Raw genomic sequence first — 19,565 nt, 5'->3', positions numbered from 1 at the left:
TGTGTTGCCGGCGGCGGGCGACGGATTGTCGCAAGTCCCGGGCACGCGTTGGCGCGGGAAAGTCAGCGGCTGTCCACGCTCGCCGCTGAGGCTGCGGCGAGGAGAAGCGACGAGAGAAAAGACGGGGCCGCCGACGCCTGCGGCCCGAAGGGAATTACTCCGCCACGATGCCCGCCGTCTTGATGATCTGCCCCCAGCGCTCGAGCTCGGCCTGCTGAAACTTCCCCAGCTCCTCAGGGCTCGACAGCGACACCTCCATGCCCGCCTGCTCGGCCGCGTTGCGCACGGCGGGCGCCTTCATCGCCGCCTGCATCAACGCGTTCAGGCGGCTCACGACGGGTGCCGGCGTGCCTGCGGGTGCATAGAGCGCGTTCCAGTAGCCGAACTCATAGCCCTTGAGCGACTCGGCGACCGTGGGCGTGCCCGGCACGAGCGACAGTCGCTTCGGGCTGGTCAGGCCCAGGGCGCGCAGCTTGCCGGCCTTGACCTGCGGCAAGGTCGTGGCGAGGTCGGCAATCATCAGGTCGGTCTGGCCTGCCACGAGATCGATCACGGCCGGTGGGTTGGCCTTGTAGGGCACGTAGTTGAACTTGGTTCCCGTCATCTGCTGGAACAGCTCGGTGGCGACCTGCGCGGACGAGCTGCCCGAGCCGTAGTTGAGCTTGCCCGGCGATGCCTTGGCCAGCGCAATCAACTCCGCCACGCTGTTCGCCTTGACCTGCGGATTCACCACCAGCAGCTGATAGCCCTTGGCCAGCAAGGCCACGGGCGCGAAGTCCTTGATGGGGTCGTACGAGAGCTTCTTCTGCAGGTGCGGGTTGGCGGCCTGCGTGGTGTTGGTGGTCATGAACACGGTGTAGCCGTCGGGCTGCGCGCGCGACGCGAACTGCGCGGCAATGCCGCCGAAGGCGCCGGGCCGGTTGTCGACGATCACCGACTGGCCGGTCGCCTTCGTCACCTCCTGCGCCACGGCACGTGCCAGGCCGTCGGTGGCGCTGCCGGCACTCGAGCCCACGACGATGGTGAGCGGGCGTGCAGGAAAGTCCTGGGCGATGGCGGCAGCGCCGTTCAACGAAAGAAGGGCGGCGAGAGCGAGCAGAGATCGGCGGTTCATGGTTTGTCTTTGATAGTTGTGGGAAAGCTTCGAACCGCGGCGCCGCGTCGGCACCGCGAGAGGACCGGTCAGCGCAGCAGGTTCCAGTCCGACATCAGCGCGTGCAGCTGCCGCTGCTGGCTGTCCGACAGGGGCCACGCGGAAGGCGCGCGCGCCGCACCGCAGTCGTTGCCCATCATCTGCAGCGCGGTCTTCACCACGGTCACGTTGGTGCCGTTGTTTTCCTGGGCGCGCAGTTCTTCGAAGGGCAGCATCTCTTCGATGAGCCGCATGGCCTGCGGGTAGTCGGCCGCCTCCAGCGCCTGGTAGATGGCGACCGAGCGTTCGGGCCGCACGTTGATGAGGCCCGACGTGAAGCCGCGCGCACCCACCGCATACAGCGGCGGCGCCCAGACTTCCGCCAGGCCGCCGACCCAGGCCAGCCCGAGATCGGCCGTGCGGCGCATGGCTTCGGCGAGCACCAGCGGCGTGGGCGACGCCCACTTCACGCCGACGATCTGCGGAATGCGGCACAGCGCTTCGATCGCGGCCAGGCCGATGGTCTCGTTGCGCAGGTAGAGCACCAGCGGCAGGCCATCGGCGGCGTCGGCGATCTGGCGCAGGTAGGCGACCACGCCGCGCGGTGCCACGAACGGATCGGGCGGCTGGTGGACCATCAAGGCATCGGCCCCGGCCTTGCGCGAGGCGCGCGCCAGCGCGCAGGCTTCGTGCACGCTGCGGCCCACACCGGCCAGGAGCGGCGCGCGTCCCCCGATGCACTCGGCGGCGGCATGCACCATCTGCTCGGCTTCATGCGCCTGCAGGCCGTAGAACTCGCTCGTGTTGCCGTTGGCCACGAGCACGTGCACGCCGGCATCGATCGCGCGGTCGACCACGACGTTCAGGCGCGAAGGCGCCAGCGTGTCGTCGGCATCAAAGGGCGTGACCAGGATGCCCGAAATGCCGTGGAGCGCAGCGCGCAGCGCGGCGCCGTGAAAGTGACTCATCTGGTTGTCCCGAAGTGGAGTGGCGGAGAAAACGGCTACTCTAGAAGTCACCTGAAGCGGCGTCCAATCCATACACGGGATGCTGCAATCCAAGAATTGAATCGCCGTGTTCCAGCTGACCCAACTCCGATGCTTTGTGGCCGTGGCCACTGAACTTCACTTCGGACGTGCGGCCGTCTCGCTGAACATGACCCAGCCGCCCCTCACACGTCAGATCCAGCTGCTGGAGCACGAACTCGGCGTGCTGCTGCTCGAGCGTTCGGGCGGCAACGTGCGGCTCACGCCCGCGGGTGTCGTGTTCCTGCGCGAGGCCGAAGACATCCTGCGCCGCAGCCAGTCGGCCGCGCTGGCCGCGCGTCGTGCGATGCGCGCCGATGCAGGCTGCGTGACGATGGGCTTCATTCCCGCGGCGAGCTTCACGCTGCTGCCGCAGCTGCTGGCGTCAGTGCAGGCGAAATTGCCCGATGTGCAGATCGTGTTGCGCGAGATGCAGACGCTCGACCAGCTCGAAGCCATCGGCACCGATCGCATCGAGCTGGGCATCGTGCGGCCGTTTGCCCCGCGCAGCTTTGCCGAATCGGCGGCGATCTTTCGCGAACCCTTTGTGCTTGCGATGCCCAGCGGGCACCGCCTGGCCGAGCAGGCGTGCATGCGCCTGTCGGACCTGGAAGGCGAGGCGTTCATCCAGTTCTGCCCGTCCGAATCGCGCTACCTCTACGAGCTGATTGCGGGCAGGCTGCGCGCGCAAGGCGTTGCGCCCGAAACGGTGCAGACCTTGAGCCACACGCATTCGATCCTGGCGCTCGTGGATGCGGGCGTGGGCGTGGCGCTGGTGCCGCGCTCGGCGCAGAAGCTGGGCTACGCGGGCGTGTGCTTCAGGCCGCTGGACGAGGTCGACAGCTTCGATGTCGAGGTCCACCTGGCTTGGCGCCGCCGGGGTCGCCAGGGCGTGGTGGATGCGGTGCGCCTCCTGATTCAAGAGGCGTACCCGGTGCCGGCCAAGGCGTAGCCGCCGGCATGCAAACGCTCAATCGAGCGTGATGTTCATGGCCTTCACGTCGCGGCCCCAGCGCGTGAGTTCGCGGTCGATCTGCGCGGCAAAAGCCTTGGGTTCGCTGGTGACGGGCTCCACGCCCTGCATGTCGAACTGCGCGCGCACCTCGGGCTTGTGGATGATCTTGTGCACCTCGCGCGCCAGGCGCTCGACGATGGCCGGGTCGGTGCCGCCGGTGGTGAACAGGCCGTACCAGGACGTGAAGGCGTAGCCCGGCAGGCCGGCCTCGGCAACGGTGGGCACGTCGGGCAGGGACTTCACGCGCTGCTTGCTGGTCACGGCCAGGATGCGGGTCTGGCCCGTCTTGGCCGACACGATCGCAGGCGGAATGCCCGAGAAAATCGCCTGCACCTGGCCACCGGCCACGTCGGTGAGGGCTTGGCTGTTGCCCTTGTACGGGATGTGCACGATGTTCACGTTGGCTTGCTGCGCGAACAGCGCGCCCGCCAGGTGCAAGGTCGAGCCGGTGCCCGACGACGCGTAGTTGATGAGCCCCGGCTCCTTGCGTGCCGCCTCGATGAAGGCCTTCACGTTCTTGTAGGGCAGCTTGGCGTTGACCAGCAGTGCGTTGCCCGACTCGGCCACCAGCGAGACCGGCGCGAGGTCTTTGCGCGGGTCGAAGCTGAGGCTTTTGGCCAGCACCGGCGCAATGGTGTTGCCGCCGATGGAACCCAGCAGCAGCGTGTGGCCGTTCTTCGGTGCCTTGGCGACGAACTCGCTGGCGATGAGGCCGCCGGCGCCCGCGCGGTTCTCGACCACCACGGTCTGCCCCAGGCTCTGCTGCAGCTCCTTGGCGAGGATGCGCGCCAGGATGTCGTTGCCGCCGCCGGGTGCAAAGCCGACGATCATCTTCAGCGGCTGCGTGGGCCAGGCCTCGGCGGCGGTGGCGGCAGTGCCCGCCAAGCCCATGGCGCCGGCGAGCAAGGCGAGCGTGGTGCGGGCAGCGAACAGTCGGCGGGTGGGGTGCGTGGTCAAGGGTGAGTCCGGAAACGGGGAAGGGCACCCGCGAACGCGCGAGCGGAAGCATCAATTCTGATGATGGAAAAGCTTTTGAGAAAGCGATAATTTCTTCGTCAACTTGAAAGAAATGCTTTCTCATCATGCCCAGCCTGCGCGTGCTTCGCACCTTCCTCGCCGTGGCCACCGAAGGCTCGTTCACCGCCGCCGCGCAGCGTGTTGCGCTCACGCAGGCGGCGGTCGGCCTGCAGATGCGCACCCTCGAAGGCGACCTCAAGCGCCCGCTCTTCGCGCGGCGCGGCAAGCTGGTCACGCTCAACGAGCAGGGGCGGGCGCTGGTGCCGGTGGCCACGCAGATCGTCACGCTGTACGAGCAGGCCCGGCACGGCACGCAGGCCGACGCGCCGCTGGCGGGCACCGTGCAGTTCGGCGCCATCGTGTCGGGGCTGGGGCAGCTGGTGCGCGCCACGCTGGAGCTCAAGCGCCGCCACCCGGCGGTCGACCTGCATGTGGTCTCGGGCAAGTCGAACCCGCTCATCGCGCAGGTCGAAAGCCGCGACCTCGATGCCGCGGTGGTCGTGCACAACCCGGCCGTCCATCGGCCGTCGCTCATCTGGACGCCGCTGTATGCCGAACCGATGGTGCTGCTCACGCCGGCCGCCTCGCGCCCGGCCAGCCCGCGCGCGATGGTGGAGCGCTACCCCTTCATCCGCTTCGACCGCGGCGAGCACACCGGCGAGCTGGTGGAGCGCACGTTGCGCCGGCTGCGCGCCAAGCCGCAGGAGTTTCTGGAGCTGAACTCGATCGAGGCGATCGTCGACCTGGTGCGCGACGGGCTGGGCGTCGCCGTGTTGCCGCACTTGGCGGAGCGTGACTGGGGCGCCGACCCGATGCTGCGGCTGCTGCCGATCCCGCAGGCCGCCGAGCGCCGCGAACTCGCACTGGTGCAGCTGCGCAATGCACCGCGGGCAGAAATCATCGCAGCCGTGGCGCAGCAGTTCCTCGCGGCCATGGCGCCGGACGGCCAACCTTAATCGTCAGGGTCCTGAGGCCCGGCCAGCAGCCCGAGCACCAACCCGCCGAGGACGATGGCCAGGGCAAGAATCAGCGATGCCTCTGCGAGTAGTCTCATGGTGTCCTGCAATGAATCTCCCCCTCACGGTGTGGCTTGTCATTGAACGCAAGTTCGCTGACCGGCGGCTGAGTGCGGAAGCAAGAAGGGTTTTGTGCGGGGCTTCAGCCAGGCTTCAGGTTGGCCGCCGATACTGGCGGCGACGGTCTTCTGGCGTTGGTAGAGGACGCTTCGGCACCCGCCCTTCGGGGTGGTTCCTCGAGGCCGGAGGTCGTCACAGTTTTCATCGCCGGGCCATGCGCTCTCAGGCCCGCGCGCTCTCGCCGAGCCACACCGGCTCGTTCGATGTGTCGGGAAAATCGGCGGTGTCGATCAGCGGCGCTTCATCAACTTCAGACACGCGCCGCGCCACCGGCGCCATGTGCCGCAGCTCGTAGCCCCGCCCATACACCGAGACCAGCACGAACTCGCCGCCCTTGTGCAGCGACAGCTTGCGGCGGATGCTGGCCACGCAGCAGTCCAGCGTGCGGCTCGTGCGTTCGATGCGCGCGTCCACCCACAGCGAAGCCAGCAGCCAGTCGCGCTCCAGCAGGCGTCCGGCATTGCGGAACAGCAGCAGTGCCAGTTCGAATTCGCGCGGCTTCAAGCGAACCTCGGTGCCGCCGTAGGCCACCACGCGGCGCTCGCCGAGGAACTGGTAGTCGCCGAAGCACGCGGCCGTGGCCTGCGGTTGCAGCAAGGTGCGGTTGCGCCGCAGCGATTCGCGCACGCGCAGTTCCAGCTCGAACTCGTCGACGGGCAGCACCGCGAAGTCGATGCTGGTGCCCTGCGTCTCGCCGCCCGCGGCCGACAGCACATCGACGAGCAGATCGCGCTGCGAGGCGCGCGCCACCAGAAAAATGGGAATGCGCAGCGCGCGGCACATCGCCGTGAGGATCGGCCACGCGCCTTCGTCCTTCAGCACGACCAGCAACAGGCCGAACTGCTGGCCCTGCGTGACGGCCAGCAAGAATTCGGTGCTGTCGCCGAAGCACACGGGGTCGCAGCCCATCAGGCGCAGGCGGTTGCCCCAGCCGGCCTCTTGCGCTTCGTCGCAACCGACCATCGCGATGCGGCGCGCGCCTTGCTGCGCGGCCATCATGCGCGGGCTCCTCGTCGTGCGACCTTCTCGTGGCGGGGCATTGGCGTGGAAAGAGGCGTCTTCATGTCGGTGGCATCCATGCGAAGGTGGTGAAGGGCGTCCCGGAGCGATGGCATGCGGGTCAGGGGCGTGCGGCGGCGGTGCTGCGCGGCAGCTTCCAGCCGATGCCCGCGTTGAATCCCCACGCCCGGCCCGTGCTCGACACCGCCATGCCCCAGGCCGTGTCGCCGTCGCCCGACGTGCGCTTGAAGCCCAGCGACGCGGCCGTGTAGCCCCGGTAATTGCCGAAGGCCAGGCCGACGGCCTGTTCGCCCGGCCGGTACGACGGCACATACGCGGCCGACATGGCGATGGCCATGGCCGCGCCCGAGTACGCGATGCGTGCCGTTTCGCCGACGGCCATGCGCACCGGGTGCAGCTGCCCCAGGTTGATGGCGTCGTCCGAGCGCACGGCGGGCGCGAGTTCGAAGGCATGGGCGCCGGCGCACGCGAGCCACAGCAGCACCAGCGAGATCGCGGTGCGTGCAGGGGCGAAACGTGCGGACGCGTTCACGAGACTGCTCAGCCGGCCGCCAGCCGGGTGCCCGCGCCGGCCTGCGTCTTGCGCACGCCGTCGGGGCCGTAGAAGGGTTGGGCGCGCGCCTGCAGGAAGTGCAGCGCCTGCTGCGTGAAGTCGAGGTGCGCGTACACCAGCGTGCCGTTGTGCAGGTTGCGGTTGCGCGCGTCTTCGGCGAGCGCGAGCAGTTCGCGCCAGGCCTGGCGCGTGGGTTCACCGCCCGCTGCAGCGGCCGCGTCCGCACCCGCGCGGCCGGGCGCAAAGCCCAATGCCGCCTGCAGCGATTCGCGCTGCTGGTCGAGTTCGGCCATGCGGTCCAGCAGCGCGGTCTTGCGGCCGGCAATGGCGTTCAGTGCGTCGAAGGCGCTGTCCGACATGGCCTGCGCCTCCTCGTCCAGCGCCACGAGAAATTCTTCGATGCAGCCCGCTTCCGCACGCAGCTGTGCCAGCAAGGTGGTCATGCCTCGCCCTTCGGTGCGAGCAGCTCGCGCACGCTGGCCAGCAGGCCGTCGGCGATGCGCTCGGGACGGATCTCGTAGCGGCCGGCGCGGATGTCCTCGCGGATCGCGGCCACGCGGGCTGCGTCGAAATCACTGCCTCCCACGGCGGCGGGCATCGCATGGACGAGCGCGGAGACGGGCGCTGCTTCCTTCGGGCGCTGCACGGCCTCGGCGGGCGTCGACGGAGCCGGCGCACCCGGTGCGGGGGTGCGGTGCAGGGGCGTGGCCGAAGGGGCGGTGGGATCGATTTTCAAGGTGATTCCTCAGGGGCTGACCCGTATATCGGCAGCCGGTGCAAGAACTTTAGGAAGGGCGTGCATGAAGTGAAGCCTGCGCAAACGCGGCGGCCGCTACTGCACCAGCCGGACCTGTCCTTCCTCGTCGGCCACGCCGCGAATCACCCGGCCGTCCAGGGTCTTGGCCTGTACCACCGCGCCCACCGCGGCGCCGCTCAGGGCCTTGCCCTCGGTGCTGACCACAAAGCCCGGCCCCTGCGCCACCACCTTCACAGCCTGGCCCTGCTGGATCACGGCGACGCCGCGCAGCAGTTCCTTGCGGATCGGCGCGCCGGGCGCGACGCGGTTGGCGCTCACCATCCCGGCCAGCTCGGCCGCGCTGGTGACCACCGAGCGCGGCAGCCGCGTGAGGTCGCCGGTGCGCTCGACCACATCGCCGGCGCCCAGCGGGCGGCCCGCGTCGATGGCACGCGCGGCCACCAGGTAGCGGCCTTGCACCGCAACGCGCGCCTGCACGAAGCGCGTCCACGGTCGTTCGGCGTGGCAGCGCACGCCCACCGAGATGCGGCCCCAGGGTGTGACGCCCGGCGGCAGGAACACCTCGGGCGCGTCGCACGGGGGCAGCGCCGACGTGCCACGCCCTTCGAGGCTGACCGTCACCTGGCCGGGCAGGCCGGCGCTTTGCACCTGGAGGTAGGTTTCGACGGCCGCCGCAGCCGCGTCGCCCGCGATCGCACCGGTCGACATCGCGCACGCCAGCCCCAACGCACATGCGGTGCGCAGCAGGTGTCGGCGAAGCGGCGAGAGGGTCATCGAAAGCGAAGGAAGTGGGCGAAAGATCGAAGGCACCGGTGCAAGGAAGCCACGACCGGCGCCCCTGGATTTTTATGAATTTGCCCTGCGAGCGAAGGTGCGAGCAGCAGGCGAAACCCCCCTTTGTTCGGGCGATTGCCAACGCGCGGCATGCATAGACTCGCTTTCCATCGGTCGCTGCGCCCCGTGCACTGGCGACGCCTCAACAGATGGAACAAAGATGATCGACAAGCTGGATGCGGCGTTTCGCTTCCACCGCGAAGCGCTCCATCTCCGGGCAGAACGCCAGGAGGTGCTCGCGGCCAACATCGCCCATGCCGACACGCCGAACTACAAGGCGCGCGACTTCGACTTCGGCGCGCGCCTGAGCGAAGCCGTCGAGCGCGGCCGCGCCGCATCGTCGGTGTCGATGGCCACCACCTCGTCGCGCCACCTCGCGGGCCAGGCGCAGGCCACGGCCGGCCACGACCTGCAGTACCGCGTGCCGCACCAGTCCAGCCTCGACGGCAACACGGTCGAGATGGACGTCGAGCGCGTGGCCTTCGCCGACAACGCGCTGCGCTACGAGTCGAACCTCACCCTCATCAACGCCAAGATCAAGTCGCTCCTGTCGGCGGTACAGCCATGAACATCTTCGACGTGGCGGGCTCCGCCATGACCGCGCAATCGCAGCGCATGAACGTGACCGCGAGCAACCTCGCCAACGCCGAGAGCGTGGCCGGCCCCGACGGCCAGCCCTACCGCGCCAAGCAGGTGGTGTTCGAGGTGGCAGCCTCGGGCCGGCGCGACATCGGCGGCGTCAGGGTGTCCGGCGTCATCGAAGACCCGTCGCCCGCCAAGCTGGTGTTCGACCCCAAGAGTCCGCACGCCAATGCGCAGGGCTACGTGGCGATGCCCAACGTCAACGTGGTCGAAGAGATGACCAACATGATCTCGGCCTCGCGCAGCTACCAGGCCAACGTCGAGGTGCTCAACACGGCCAAGACGCTGATGGTCAAGACGCTGACCATCGGCCAGTAACCCACGCACGCACGCACCCCCCCCGCAGGAAGAACCCCGACCCCATGGCCCTTTCCGACACCTCGTCCATCAGCGGGCTGAATGCGCCCACGGCGGCGAACAGCAACAACAACGTGTCCAGCGCCGACAGCGAGCAGCGCTTTCTCAAGCTGCTCGTCACGCAGCTGAACAACCAGGACCCGCTCAACCCGATGCAGAACGCCGAGCTCACCTCGCAGCTCGCGCAGATGAGCACCGTGAGCGGCATCGAGAAGCTCAACGCCACGCTCTCCGGCCTCGTCAACCAGACCGGCGCCAACCAGCTGCTGCAGGCGACCTCGCTCATTGGCTACAACGTGCTGTCGCCCGGCGACGTGCTCACCACCAAGAAGCCCGAAGACGGCAAGGACCCCGCCACGCAGGCCTTCGCCGTCCAGCTGCCGGGCACCGCCGCCGACGTCGAGATCAAGATCGTCGACAGCACCGGCAAGGTGATCCGCACGCTCGACGCGGGCGCCATGAAGGAAGGCGTCAACGCCGTCACCTGGGACGGCAAGGACGACCTGGGCGTCGCGGTGCCGCCGGGCGCCTACCGATTCACGGTCGATGCCAGCAACAACGGCACGACGGTGAAGGCCACCGCGCTCACCTTCTCGCAGGTGGCCGCCGTGAAGCAGGGCGCCGACGGCGTCACGCTCGAACTGGCCTCGGGCGCCAGCATCGGGCTGGGCGACGTGCGCCTGTTCCTCTGAGTCTTCGTCTTCGGCGTGGCCCACGCGGGCCGCGCCCTTCGCGCCCTTTGCACTCTTCTTCCTCGCATCGAACAAGGACCCTTTCATGAGTTTTTCCCAAGGCATCAGCGGACTCGGCGTGGCCGCGGCAAACCTCGACGTCATCGGCAACAACATCGCCAACTCGGGCACGGTGGGCTACAAGTCGGCCGCCGCCACCTTCCAGGATGTGTACGCCGGATCGCGCGTCGGCCTGGGCGCCTCGGTGTCGGGTGTGACGCAGAACTTCACGCAGGGCGTGACGCAGTCGAGCACGCGCCCGCTCGACGTGGCCATCCTGAACGGCGACGGTTTCTTTCGCCTGGCCAGCACCAGCGGCGAGGTCTTCTACTCGCGCAACGGCCAGTTCACGCGCGACAAGGACGGCTACATCGTCAATGCGCAGGGCCTGCAGCTCACCGGCTACGGCGCCAATGCCAGCGGCGGCATCAGCGGCGGCACGCCGGGGCCGATCCAGGTGCAGGGCGGCATGATGCCGCCCAAGCCCACGGCCAACGTCGACGCGCAGTTCAACCTCGACGCGCGCAGCACGGTGCCCGCCAAGACGCCGTTCAGCCCCACCGACGCGGCCACCTACAACTACCCGAACGCCATCGGGCCCATCTACGACTCGCTGGGCAACCCGCACGACGTGGCCGTGTACTTCGTGAAGACGGCGGCCAACACCTGGAACGTGTACGGCACCTCCGACGGCGCACCGCTGAACGGCGGCGCCGCGCTGTCCAACGTCACGTTCGACGCCAAGGGCGTCATGACCGCACCGGCCTCGGGCGCGTTCAACATCGGGCCGCTCACCTTCACCAACGGCGCCTCGCCGCTCACCACCTCGGTCGACCTCACGGGCACCACGCAGTTCGGCAGCGCCAACGGCATGAGCAAGCTGGGCCAGGATGGCTACAAGTCGGGCGAGCTCACCGCGTTCTCGATCAACCCCGACGGCACCATCACCGGCAAGTTCTCCAACGAGCAGACGCGCCTGCTGGGCCAGGTCGTGCTGTCGTCGTTCGCCAACCCGAACGGCCTGGAGCCCAAGGGCAACAACGTGTGGGCCGAGACGCAGGCCTCGGGCAATGCGCTCACCGGCACGCCGGGCGAAGGCACCAAGGCCGGCTCTCTGGCCTCGGGCGCGCTGGAGTCGTCCAACGTCGACCTGACCTCCGAGCTGGTGAACCTCATCGTCGCGCAGCGCAACTACCAGGCCAATGCGCAGACCGTGAAGACGCAGGACCAGGTCATGCAGACCCTCATGAACATCCGCTGACCGGGAGCATCGCGTGGATCGAATGCTGTATGTCGCCATGAGCGGCGCCAAGCAGGCCATGGAGCAGCAGGCCGTGGTCGCCAACAACATGGCGAACGTCTCGACGCCGGGCTTTCGCTCGCAGATCGCGACCTTTCGCGCCGTGCCCGTGGTCGGCGAAGAAGCGCCCACGCGCGCCTTCGTGGCCGCCACCACGCCCGGCGCCGACTTCACCCACGGTCCGCTCACGCAGACCGGCCGCGCACTCGACGTGGCCGTGGGCGGCGAGGGCTGGCTGGTGGTGCAGGCGCCCGACGGCGGCGAGGCCTACACGCGCGTCGGCAACCTGCAGATCGGCGCCGACGGCCAGCTCACGACGATGGGCGGGCGCCCCGTGGTGGGTGACAACGGTGCGCTCACCGTGCCGCCGGGTTCGGCCGTGAGCATTGCGTCGAACGGCCTCGTGGGTTCGCGCGACGCGGCCTCGACCGTGCTCACCGGCATCGCCGAAGTGGGCCGGCTCAAGCTGGTCAACCCGTCGACGACCGACCTCGTGCGCGGCGACGACGGCCTGTTCCGCATGCGCGCCGACCTGCCGCCGGCCGAGGCCGACGAGGCCGTCACGCTGATCTCGGGCGCCATCGAGGGCAGCAACGTGCAGCCGGTCGATGCCATGGTGGCCATGATCGCCAACGCGCGCAGCTTCGAGATGCAGATGAAGTCGCTGCAGACCGCCGACATCAACGCGCAGACCGCCAACAAGCTGCTGGCCTACGGCTAATCCCCTTCCCAAGAACTTCCGAAATGATCCGCTCCCTCTACATCGCCAAGACTGGCCTGGACGCGCAGCAGACGCAGCTCGACGTCGTGTCGAACAACCTGGCCAACGTCGGCACCACCGGCTTCAAGCGCAGCCGCGCCGTGTTCGAAGACCTGGTCTACCAGAACCTGCGCCAGGTCGGCGGCCAGAGCTCCGACCAGACGCGCCTGCCCTCGGGCCTGCAGGTCGGCACCGGCGTGCATGTGGTCGCCACCGAGCGCATCCACTCGCAGGGCAACCTCACCAAGACCGACAAGCCGACCGACGTGGCCATCAGCGGCAGCGGCTTCTTCCAGGTGCTGATGCCCGACGGCACCACCTCGTACACGCGCGACGGCTCGTTCCAGACCGATCGCGACGGCCAGCTGGTCACCGCCAGCGGCTTCCCGGTGCAGCCGGCCATCACCATCCCGGCCAACGCCACCAGCATCACCGTGGGCCGCGACGGCATCGTGTCGGTGGTGCAGGCGGGCGGCACCAACACCGTGCAGGTCGGCCAGCTGCAGCTTGCGACCTTCGTCAACCCCACGGGCCTGCAGAGCCAGGGCGAGAACCTGTACGCCGAGACCGACGCCTCGGGCGCACCCAACCAGGTGAACCCCGGCGTGGACGGCGCGGGCACGCTGAGCCAGGGCTATGTCGAGGCCTCCAACGTCAACGTGGTGGAAGAGCTGGTCAACATGATCGCCACCCAGCGCTCGTACGAGATCAACAGCAAGGCGGTCCAGACGTCCGACCAGATGCTGCAGCGCCTGGCCCAGTTGTGATGCGTGCGGGGGAGCGTCTTTTTTGCCGGGCGTCGGCGCTGCTGCTCGTGGCCTCGCTGGCCGCCGGCTGCGCGCAGGTGCCGCGCGAGCCGCTGGTGCACCAGCCGATGACGGCGCGTGCCGACCAGTACGCGGCCGTGCAGGCGCGGCGTGCGCCCGGCGCGATCTTCCAGGACGGCCCCGGCGCCAACGCGCTGTTCGAAGACCGTCGCCCGCGCAATGTCGGCGACATCCTCACCATCGTCATCAGCGAGAAGGTCAACGCGACCAAGAACTCGGGCGCCAACGCCAGCCGCACGGGCAACACGACCGGCGTGTTCGCGGCCATTCCCAAGCTCATCGGCGGCCTGCTCGACGGGCAGGAGACCAAGCTGTCGGGCACCAACACGCTCAACGCCAAGGGCGGCGCCAACGCCAACAACACCTTCAACGGCGTGATCACCGTCACAGTGACCGACGTGATGAGCAACGGCAACCTGCTGGTGAGCGGCGAGAAGCAGATGGGCATCAACCAGGGCACGGAGTACATCCGCTTCTCGGGCGTGGTGAACCCGCGCACCGTGTCGGGCAACAACACCGTGCCCTCGACGCTGGTGGCCGATGCGCGCATCGAGTACTCGGCCAAGGGCTACATCGATGAAGCCCAGCACATGGGCTGGATGCAGCGCATCTTCTTGAACGTGATGCCATTCTGATGACACACCTCCCGTTTTCACGCACCTCGAACCGCTGGCGCGTTGCCGCGTTGTGCGCGCTCCTGTTCATCGCGCCCGCACACGCGGAGCGCCTGAAGGAACTCGCCAGCATCCAGGGCGTGCGCGACAACCCGCTCATCGGCTACGGCCTCATGGTCGGCCTGGACGGCACGGGCGACCAGACGATGCAGACGCCGTTCACCACGCAGAGCCTGAACAACATGCTGCAGCAGCTGGGCATCACGATCCCGCAGGGCGTGAACATGCAGCTGAAGAACGTGGCGGCCGTCATGGTGACGGCCACGCTGCCGTCGTTCGCGCGGCCGGGCCAGAATATCGATGTCACGGTGTCGTCCATGGGCAATGCAAAAAGCCTGCGCGGCGGCACGCTGCTGATGACACCGCTCAAGGGCGTGGACGGCGCAACCTACGCCGTGGCGCAGGGCAACATGGTGGTGGGCGGGGCGGGTGCTGCGGCCAACGGCAGCAGGGTGCAGGTCAACCAGCTGAGTTCGGGGCGCATTCCCGCCGGCGCGCTGGTGGAGCGCACGGTCGAGGCGCCGGTGGGCGCGGAGGGCTCGTTCACGATCGAGCTGAACCGCTCCGACTTCGGCACGGCGCAGCGCGCCATGGACGCCATCAACCGCCAGTTCGGCGCCGGCACCGCCGAGGCGATGGACGCGCGCGTGATCCGCGTGCAGGCGCCCGAGCCGCAGCGGCGCGTGGGCTTTCTCGCGCAGCTGCAGGAGCTCGAGGTCACGCCCACGCAGGCGGGCGCGCGCGTGGTGGTGAATGCGCGCACGGGCTCGGTCGTGATGAACCAGGCGGTGCGCGTGAAAGACTGCGCCGTGGCGCACGGCAACCTGTCGGTGGTGATCAACACCGAGCCGGTGATCAGCCAGCCGGGCGCGTTCTCGGGCGGCAGCACGGTGGTGGCGCAGACCTCGCAGATTTCCGTCAACCAGGGCGGTGGTGCGATCCAGATGGTGCGCGGCGGTGCGTCGCTGGCCGATGTGGTGAAGGGGCTGAACAGCCTGGGCGCCAACCCGCAGGACCTGGTGTCGATCCTGCAGGCCATGAAGTCGGCCGGTGCGTTGAGCGCCGAACTCGAGATCATTTGAGGCCGACGGCATGACCATCTCCGCCAACACCGCATGGACCGGCACCGACGCGGCCAGCCGCAGCGGCGCGCTCGACCAGCGTTTTGCGCTCGACGTGCAGGGCGTCGATGCGCTGCGCCGCACCGTACGCACTTCGCCCGAAGAGGGCCTGCAGCAGGTCTCACGCCAGTTCGAGGCGCTGTTCATGAACATGGTGCTCAAGAGCATGCGCGAGGCGACGCCTTCCGGTGGCCTGCTCGACAGCCAGGACCAGAAGGTCTATTTGTCGATGTTCGACCAGCAACTCACGCAGAACCTTTCGGGGCGCGGCGTGGGGCTGGCCGAGGCGATGCTGACGCAGCTGCGGCGGCAGATGCCTTCGGCGGCGCCTGAAGCCGACGATGGCATCGGCACACGGCCCTTGTCGCTCGAAGCGCCTCCCGGCCTGCCGTACGGTCCGCGCGCGGGCATTCCCATCGGCTCGTCGCCTGGTGCGCGCGTGTCGACGGCGGCCGACCTCGGTGTCTATCAAATGAAGAGCGGCCCTGCACCGGCCGCGAACGCCTCGCTGCAAGGCCAGGTCGATGCGTTCGTGGACCGCATGGGCGCGTCGGCACAGGCGGCCAGCGCCGCCAGCGGTGTGCCCGCTCCGCTGATCCTGGCGCAGGCCGCGCTCGAATCCGGCTGGGGCAAGCGCGAGATCCGCGCCGACGATGGCACCCAAAGTTTCAACCTCTTCGGCATCAAGGCCGACAAGAGTTGGAAGGGCGCCACGGTCGAGACGACCACCACCGAATACATCGACGGCGAGCCGCAGAAGGTGCGCGCCAAGTTCCGCGCCTATGCCTCGTACGAGGAGGCCTTCACCGACTACGCGCGCTTCATCACGCGCAACCCGCGCTACGCGAACGTGCTGGCCACCGCCGACCCGGCGCAGGCCGCGCACGGCCTGCAGCGCGCGGGCTATGCCACCGACCCGAAGTACGGCGAGAAGCTGGTTCGCATCATGCAGAAGTTCGGCTGAGCCGCTCGCACAGCCTGACTTGACTGCCCGGACCCAAGAACAACGACACCAGAGGCCCCGAGAGGAGACAAGCGAATGACGATCAAGAATTGGACGACCGGAATGCGGCTGGGCGCCGGCTTTGCGCTGGTGCTGGCGCTGCTGGTGGCCGTGGCGGGCATCGGCGTGCTGCGGCTGCAGGATGTAGGCGAAGCCACGCAAGACCTGGCCTCGCGCACCCTGTCGAAGGAGCGCCTGGCCACGGCCTGGCAGCTGGGAACGGCCACGAACAGCGTGCGCACTTTCTCGCTGCTCAAGAGCGACGACGCGCAGGTGCAGGCCTACCTGCAAAAGCAGATTGCCGCGACCAGCGCCACCATCTCCGAGACGCAGACGGCGCTCGAGGCGCTGCTCAGCACGCCCGAAGAATTGGCGCTGAGCGCCGACATCCAGAAGCGGCGCGGCGACTACATCGCGCTGCGCAAGCAGATCCTCCAGCTCAAGGCCGACGGCCAGAAGGACGAGGCCGCGACGCGCACCGACACGCAGCTGCTGCCGATGCTCGACGGCTACGACGCGAGCATCCGCGCGATGGTGACGCACCAGCAGCAGCACATCGACAGCACGGCCGCCGCCATCGATGCGCAGTACCGCGCAGGCCGCCTCTACATCGCTGCGCTGGCCGCGGCTGCGCTCGCGCTGGGCGCGGTGCTCGCATGGCTGCTCACGCGCAGCATCGCCCAGCCGATCGCCGAGGCGCTGCTGATCGCCGAGACCGTGGCCGCCGGCGACCTGAGCCAGGAGTTCGAAACCGACCGCGGCGGCGACTTCGGCCGGCTGCTGCGCGGCATGGGCGAGATGGAAGACACGCTCACCGACCTCGTGACGCGCATCAAGGCATCGACCGATTCGATCGCGGTGGCGTCGCGCCAGATTGCAGCGGGCAACCAGGACCTGTCGTCACGCACGGAAGAGCAGGCCAGTTCGCTGGAGCAGACGGCGGCGTCGATGGAAGAGTTGACCTCGACGGTGAAGCAGAACGCGGACAACGCACGGCAGGCGAACCAGCTGGCCGTCTCTGCGTCCGAAGTGGCAGTCAAGGGCGGTGCTGTCGTGTCGCAGGTCGTGGACACGATGGGCTCGATCAATGCGTCGTCCAGGAAGATCGTGGACATCATCGGCGTGATCGACGGCATTGCATTCCAGACCAACATCCTCGCGTTGAACGCCGCTGTTGAAGCGGCACGCGCCGGTGAGCAAGGTCGCGGATTCGCGGTCGTGGCTTCGGAAGTACGCAGCCTTGCCCAACGCTCCGCCGCAGCCGCGAAGGAAATCAAGACCCTGATCGGCGACTCGGTAGAGAAGGTCGAAGAAGGCAGCAAGCAAGTCGCCGAAGCCGGCCGCACGATGGAAGAGATCGTGGGCAGCGTGAAGCGCGTGACGGACATCATGGGCGAGATCACTGCGGCCAGCCAGGAGCAGACCTCGGGCATCGAGCAGATCAATCAGGCGATCACGCAGATGGACCAGGTGACGCAGCAGAACGCGGCGTTGGTCGAGGAAGCCTCGGCGGCGGCGCAGTCGCTGCAGGAGCAGGCGAGCAACCTCGTGGAGGCTGTCAGCACCTTCAAGCTCGACGCCGACGAAGCCGTCGCGGCTTGAACGCCCCGTGTCTACGCATTTCCATCCGAAAGCCGTGCGCCGCGTCGGCATGGGCTTCGCTGCATTGCTCCTGCTGCTGGCCGTGGCGCTGTTTCTCGGCTTCCACATCGGCACCGGCTGCGCCTGGGCGCTGCGGGCCGTGTGGGCGCTCGCGGGTGCGGCCTGCCTGACCGGCCTTGGCCTCGCGGGCCTCGCAGCGCATGCGCGGGCCCGTGCGAGCCGCCACCACGTCAAGGTCGCCGAGCGGCTGGACCGGGTGTTCCAGCACGTCAACGCCACCGACGCCTGACAGAGAACGCATGCGCCCGCGCCCCGATTCGCACCAAACTTTAGAAAAAAGACTCAAGTCTGGCGCCGCGCTGCCGATAACAGGGAGACGGGGTGGCGCAGGCCGCCCCGCCATGCCGTCATGTCATGCCGGTGGCCCGCCGCGCGATGCGGCCACCGCTCCCCGTTATTGAAGGAAGAAAAGCGCAATGAGTTTGAAGGATCTGAAAATCGGCACCCGCCTCGGGCTCGGCTTCGCGGCGTTGCTGCTGCTGATGGCGTTCATTGCGGGCACCGGCGTGCTGCGCCTCACGAACGTGGGCCAGGCGACCGACGAGATGGTGCAGGGCGCGCTGGTCAAGGAGCGCCTGGCGACCGAATGGCTCAGCCTGCTCAAGTCGAACACCGTCGCCAACTACGCGATGGTGAAGACCACCGATCCCGAGATCGCGGCGTATTTCGCCAAGCTCCAGGCGGCCGGCTCGGCGCGCATCACGCCGGCGCAGAAGCAGCTGGAGGCGATGCTCGCCAGCCCGGAAGAAAAGGCCCTCTATGCCGCGGTGGTCGCGGCGCGCGTCATCGTGCTCGAGACCGTGGGCACGCTCAACAAGCTGAAGGACGAGAAGAAGCTCGACGAAGCCAATGTGCTGGTCGACACCAAGTTCAGCGCGGCGCTTTCCGTTTACGCCAACGCGGTCGAGAGCCTCGCGAACCACCAGCGCGAGAAGATCGACGCCGCCGCCAAGGGCATCGCGGCCGATCACACCGACGGCCGCACCACGCTGCTCGCGCTGTCGGCCATTGCCCTGGTGCTGGGCGCGCTGTTCGCCTGGCGCCTGACGCTGGGCATCGTGCGCCCGCTGGGCCATGCGCTCGAAGTGGCAGAGACCGTGGCGGCCGGTGACCTGAGTGCGAACATCCGCGTGGACAGCCGCGACGAGACAGGTCAGTTGATGCAGGCGCTGAAGGACATGAACGCGAATCTCGCCAAGGTGGTAGGTGAAGTGCGCACGGGCACGGAGACGATTGCCACGGCCTCGGGGCAGATCGCGTCGGGCAACCAGGATCTGTCGTCGCGCACGGAAGAGCAGGCGAGTTCGCTGGAGCAGACGGCGGCGTCGATGGAAGAGCTGACCTCGACGGTGAAGCAGAACGCGGACAACGCGCGGCAAGCGAACCAACTGGCGGTCTCCGCTTCTGAAGTTGCAGTGAAGGGCGGCGCGGTGGTGTCGCAGGTGGTGGACACGATGGGTTCGATCAATGCGTCGTCCAAGAAGATCGTGGACATCATCGGCGTGATCGACGGCATCGCGTTCCAGACCAACATCCTGGCGTTGAACGCTGCTGTTGAAGCGGCGCGTGCCGGCGAGCAAGGCCGAGGCTTTGCGGTGGTTGCTTCGGAGGTTCGCAGCTTGGCTCAACGCTCCGCCGCAGCCGCCAAGGAAATCAAGACCCTCATCGGCGACTCGGTAGAGAAGGTTGAAGAAGGCAGCAAGCAAGTCGCTGAAGCCGGCCGCACGATGGAAGAGATCGTGGGCAGCGTGAAGCGCGTGACGGACATCATGGGCGAGATCACGGCCGCGAGCCAGGAGCAGACCTCGGGCATCGAGCAGATCAACCAGGCGATCACGCAGATGGACCAGGTGACGCAGCAGAACGCGGCGCTGGTCGAAGAGGCTTCGGCTGCGGCGCAGTCGCTGCAGGAACAGGCCGGCAGCCTGTCGCAGGTCGTCGGCGTGTTCCGCCTCGGCGGCAGCAGCAGCCACGCCTTGGCGCTGGCTTGAGGCGACGC

General features: G+C 68.2%; 22 protein-coding genes. 14 read left to right on the top strand and 8 right to left on the bottom strand.

What is annotated here, in order from left to right:
• Positions 1-154 precede the first annotated feature (154 nt).
• A complete protein-coding gene (locus AAG801_RS04705; protein ID WP_341887389.1) occupies positions 155-1,114 on the bottom strand; it encodes a tripartite tricarboxylate transporter substrate binding protein in 960 nt (319 codons plus the stop codon).
• 68 nt (positions 1,115-1,182) lie between these two features.
• Complete coding sequence (locus AAG801_RS04700) at positions 1,183-2,100, bottom strand: dihydrodipicolinate synthase family protein (RefSeq protein WP_341887388.1); 918 nt, start codon at positions 2,098-2,100, stop codon at positions 1,183-1,185.
• Positions 2,101-2,206: 106 nt separating this feature from the next.
• Here AAG801_RS04700 and AAG801_RS04695 point away from each other — a divergent pair, with 106 nt between their 5' ends.
• The gene (locus tag AAG801_RS04695; protein ID WP_341887387.1) at positions 2,207-3,109 is read left to right on the top strand and encodes a LysR family transcriptional regulator; all 903 of its coding nucleotides are present in this window, start codon (positions 2,207-2,209) and stop codon (positions 3,107-3,109) included.
• An 18-nt stretch (positions 3,110-3,127) separates the two neighbouring features.
• Here AAG801_RS04695 and AAG801_RS04690 read toward each other — a convergent pair whose 3' ends face one another.
• Positions 3,128-4,129, bottom strand: coding sequence for a tripartite tricarboxylate transporter substrate binding protein (locus AAG801_RS04690; RefSeq protein ID WP_341887386.1), 1,002 nt, complete (start codon positions 4,127-4,129; stop codon positions 3,128-3,130).
• A 125-nt stretch (positions 4,130-4,254) separates the two neighbouring features.
• Between AAG801_RS04690 and AAG801_RS04685 the strand changes: the two genes are divergently transcribed.
• Positions 4,255-5,145: a LysR family transcriptional regulator gene (locus AAG801_RS04685; RefSeq protein ID WP_341887385.1), complete on the top strand. Its 891-nt coding sequence runs from the start codon at positions 4,255-4,257 to the stop codon at positions 5,143-5,145.
• A 342-nt stretch (positions 5,146-5,487) separates the two neighbouring features.
• Here the strand turns inward: AAG801_RS04685 and AAG801_RS04680 are convergent, their stop codons facing one another.
• The 5 genes from AAG801_RS04680 to flgA all read right to left on the bottom strand — a co-directional run bounded on the left by AAG801_RS04680 (position 5,488) and on the right by flgA (position 8,429).
• A complete protein-coding gene (locus tag AAG801_RS04680; RefSeq protein ID WP_341887384.1) occupies positions 5,488-6,324 on the bottom strand; it encodes a winged helix-turn-helix domain-containing protein in 837 nt (278 codons plus the stop codon).
• Positions 6,325-6,445: 121 nt separating this feature from the next.
• A complete protein-coding gene (locus AAG801_RS04675; RefSeq protein ID WP_341887383.1) occupies positions 6,446-6,877 on the bottom strand; it encodes a YadA-like family protein in 432 nt (143 codons plus the stop codon).
• A gap of 8 nt (positions 6,878-6,885) precedes the next feature.
• Positions 6,886-7,341 (bottom strand): flagellar protein FlgN, encoded by a 456-nt coding sequence (locus AAG801_RS04670; RefSeq protein WP_341887382.1) that lies wholly within the window; start codon positions 7,339-7,341, stop codon positions 6,886-6,888.
• A complete protein-coding gene (gene flgM / locus AAG801_RS04665; protein ID WP_070061524.1) occupies positions 7,338-7,634 on the bottom strand; it encodes a flagellar biosynthesis anti-sigma factor FlgM in 297 nt (98 codons plus the stop codon). Before flgM ends, AAG801_RS04670 begins: the two co-directional genes overlap by 4 nt.
• A 96-nt stretch (positions 7,635-7,730) precedes the next feature.
• A complete protein-coding gene (gene flgA / locus AAG801_RS04660; protein ID WP_341887381.1) occupies positions 7,731-8,429 on the bottom strand; it encodes a flagellar basal body P-ring formation chaperone FlgA in 699 nt (232 codons plus the stop codon).
• 220 nt (positions 8,430-8,649) lie between these two features.
• Between flgA and flgB the strand changes: the two genes are divergently transcribed.
• The 12 genes from flgB (at position 8,650) to AAG801_RS04600 (ending at position 19,557) form a co-directional block, all read left to right on the top strand.
• Positions 8,650-9,057 (top strand): flagellar basal body rod protein FlgB, encoded by a 408-nt coding sequence (gene flgB, locus AAG801_RS04655; protein WP_341887380.1) that lies wholly within the window; start codon positions 8,650-8,652, stop codon positions 9,055-9,057.
• On the top strand, positions 9,054-9,449 hold the full coding sequence (gene flgC, locus AAG801_RS04650; RefSeq protein ID WP_153285680.1) for a flagellar basal body rod protein FlgC: 396 nt from the start codon (positions 9,054-9,056) through the stop codon (positions 9,447-9,449). Before flgB ends, flgC begins: the two co-directional genes overlap by 4 nt.
• Before the next feature lie 44 nt (positions 9,450-9,493).
• Positions 9,494-10,180, top strand: a complete 687-nt coding sequence (locus AAG801_RS04645; RefSeq protein ID WP_101489166.1) for a flagellar hook assembly protein FlgD — start codon at positions 9,494-9,496, stop codon at positions 10,178-10,180.
• An 85-nt stretch (positions 10,181-10,265) separates the two neighbouring features.
• Positions 10,266-11,480, top strand: a complete 1,215-nt coding sequence (gene flgE / locus AAG801_RS04640; protein ID WP_099792042.1) for a flagellar hook protein FlgE — start codon at positions 10,266-10,268, stop codon at positions 11,478-11,480.
• 13 nt (positions 11,481-11,493) lie between these two features.
• On the top strand, positions 11,494-12,240 hold the full coding sequence (locus AAG801_RS04635; RefSeq protein ID WP_341887379.1) for a flagellar basal body rod protein FlgF: 747 nt from the start codon (positions 11,494-11,496) through the stop codon (positions 12,238-12,240).
• Between the two features lie 23 nt (positions 12,241-12,263).
• Entirely contained in the window at positions 12,264-13,046 is a 783-nt protein-coding gene (gene flgG / locus AAG801_RS04630; RefSeq protein ID WP_062469245.1) for a flagellar basal-body rod protein FlgG, read from the top strand.
• A gap of 107 nt (positions 13,047-13,153) precedes the next feature.
• Complete coding sequence (locus AAG801_RS04625; protein ID WP_341887404.1) at positions 13,154-13,741, top strand: flagellar basal body L-ring protein FlgH; 588 nt, start codon at positions 13,154-13,156, stop codon at positions 13,739-13,741.
• Complete coding sequence (locus AAG801_RS04620) at positions 13,741-14,862, top strand: flagellar basal body P-ring protein FlgI (RefSeq protein WP_341887378.1); 1,122 nt, start codon at positions 13,741-13,743, stop codon at positions 14,860-14,862. Before AAG801_RS04625 ends, AAG801_RS04620 begins: the two co-directional genes overlap by 1 nt.
• Before the next feature lie 10 nt (positions 14,863-14,872).
• Positions 14,873-15,865, top strand: coding sequence for a flagellar assembly peptidoglycan hydrolase FlgJ (gene flgJ, locus AAG801_RS04615; RefSeq protein ID WP_341887377.1), 993 nt, complete (start codon positions 14,873-14,875; stop codon positions 15,863-15,865).
• A gap of 75 nt (positions 15,866-15,940) precedes the next feature.
• Positions 15,941-17,506: a methyl-accepting chemotaxis protein gene (locus AAG801_RS04610; RefSeq protein ID WP_341887376.1), complete on the top strand. Its 1,566-nt coding sequence runs from the start codon at positions 15,941-15,943 to the stop codon at positions 17,504-17,506.
• 7 nt (positions 17,507-17,513) lie between these two features.
• Positions 17,514-17,795: a hypothetical protein gene (locus AAG801_RS04605; protein WP_341887375.1), complete on the top strand. Its 282-nt coding sequence runs from the start codon at positions 17,514-17,516 to the stop codon at positions 17,793-17,795.
• Between the two features lie 187 nt (positions 17,796-17,982).
• Positions 17,983-19,557 (top strand): methyl-accepting chemotaxis protein, encoded by a 1,575-nt coding sequence (locus tag AAG801_RS04600; RefSeq protein ID WP_341887374.1) that lies wholly within the window; start codon positions 17,983-17,985, stop codon positions 19,555-19,557.
• The last annotated feature ends 8 nt before the right edge of the window (positions 19,558-19,565 follow it).

It is taken from the genome of Variovorax sp. YR752 (assembly GCF_943372545.1).
The sequence above is the reverse complement of the archived record's forward strand: the minus strand, read 5'-3'. Positions and strand labels throughout refer to the sequence as shown.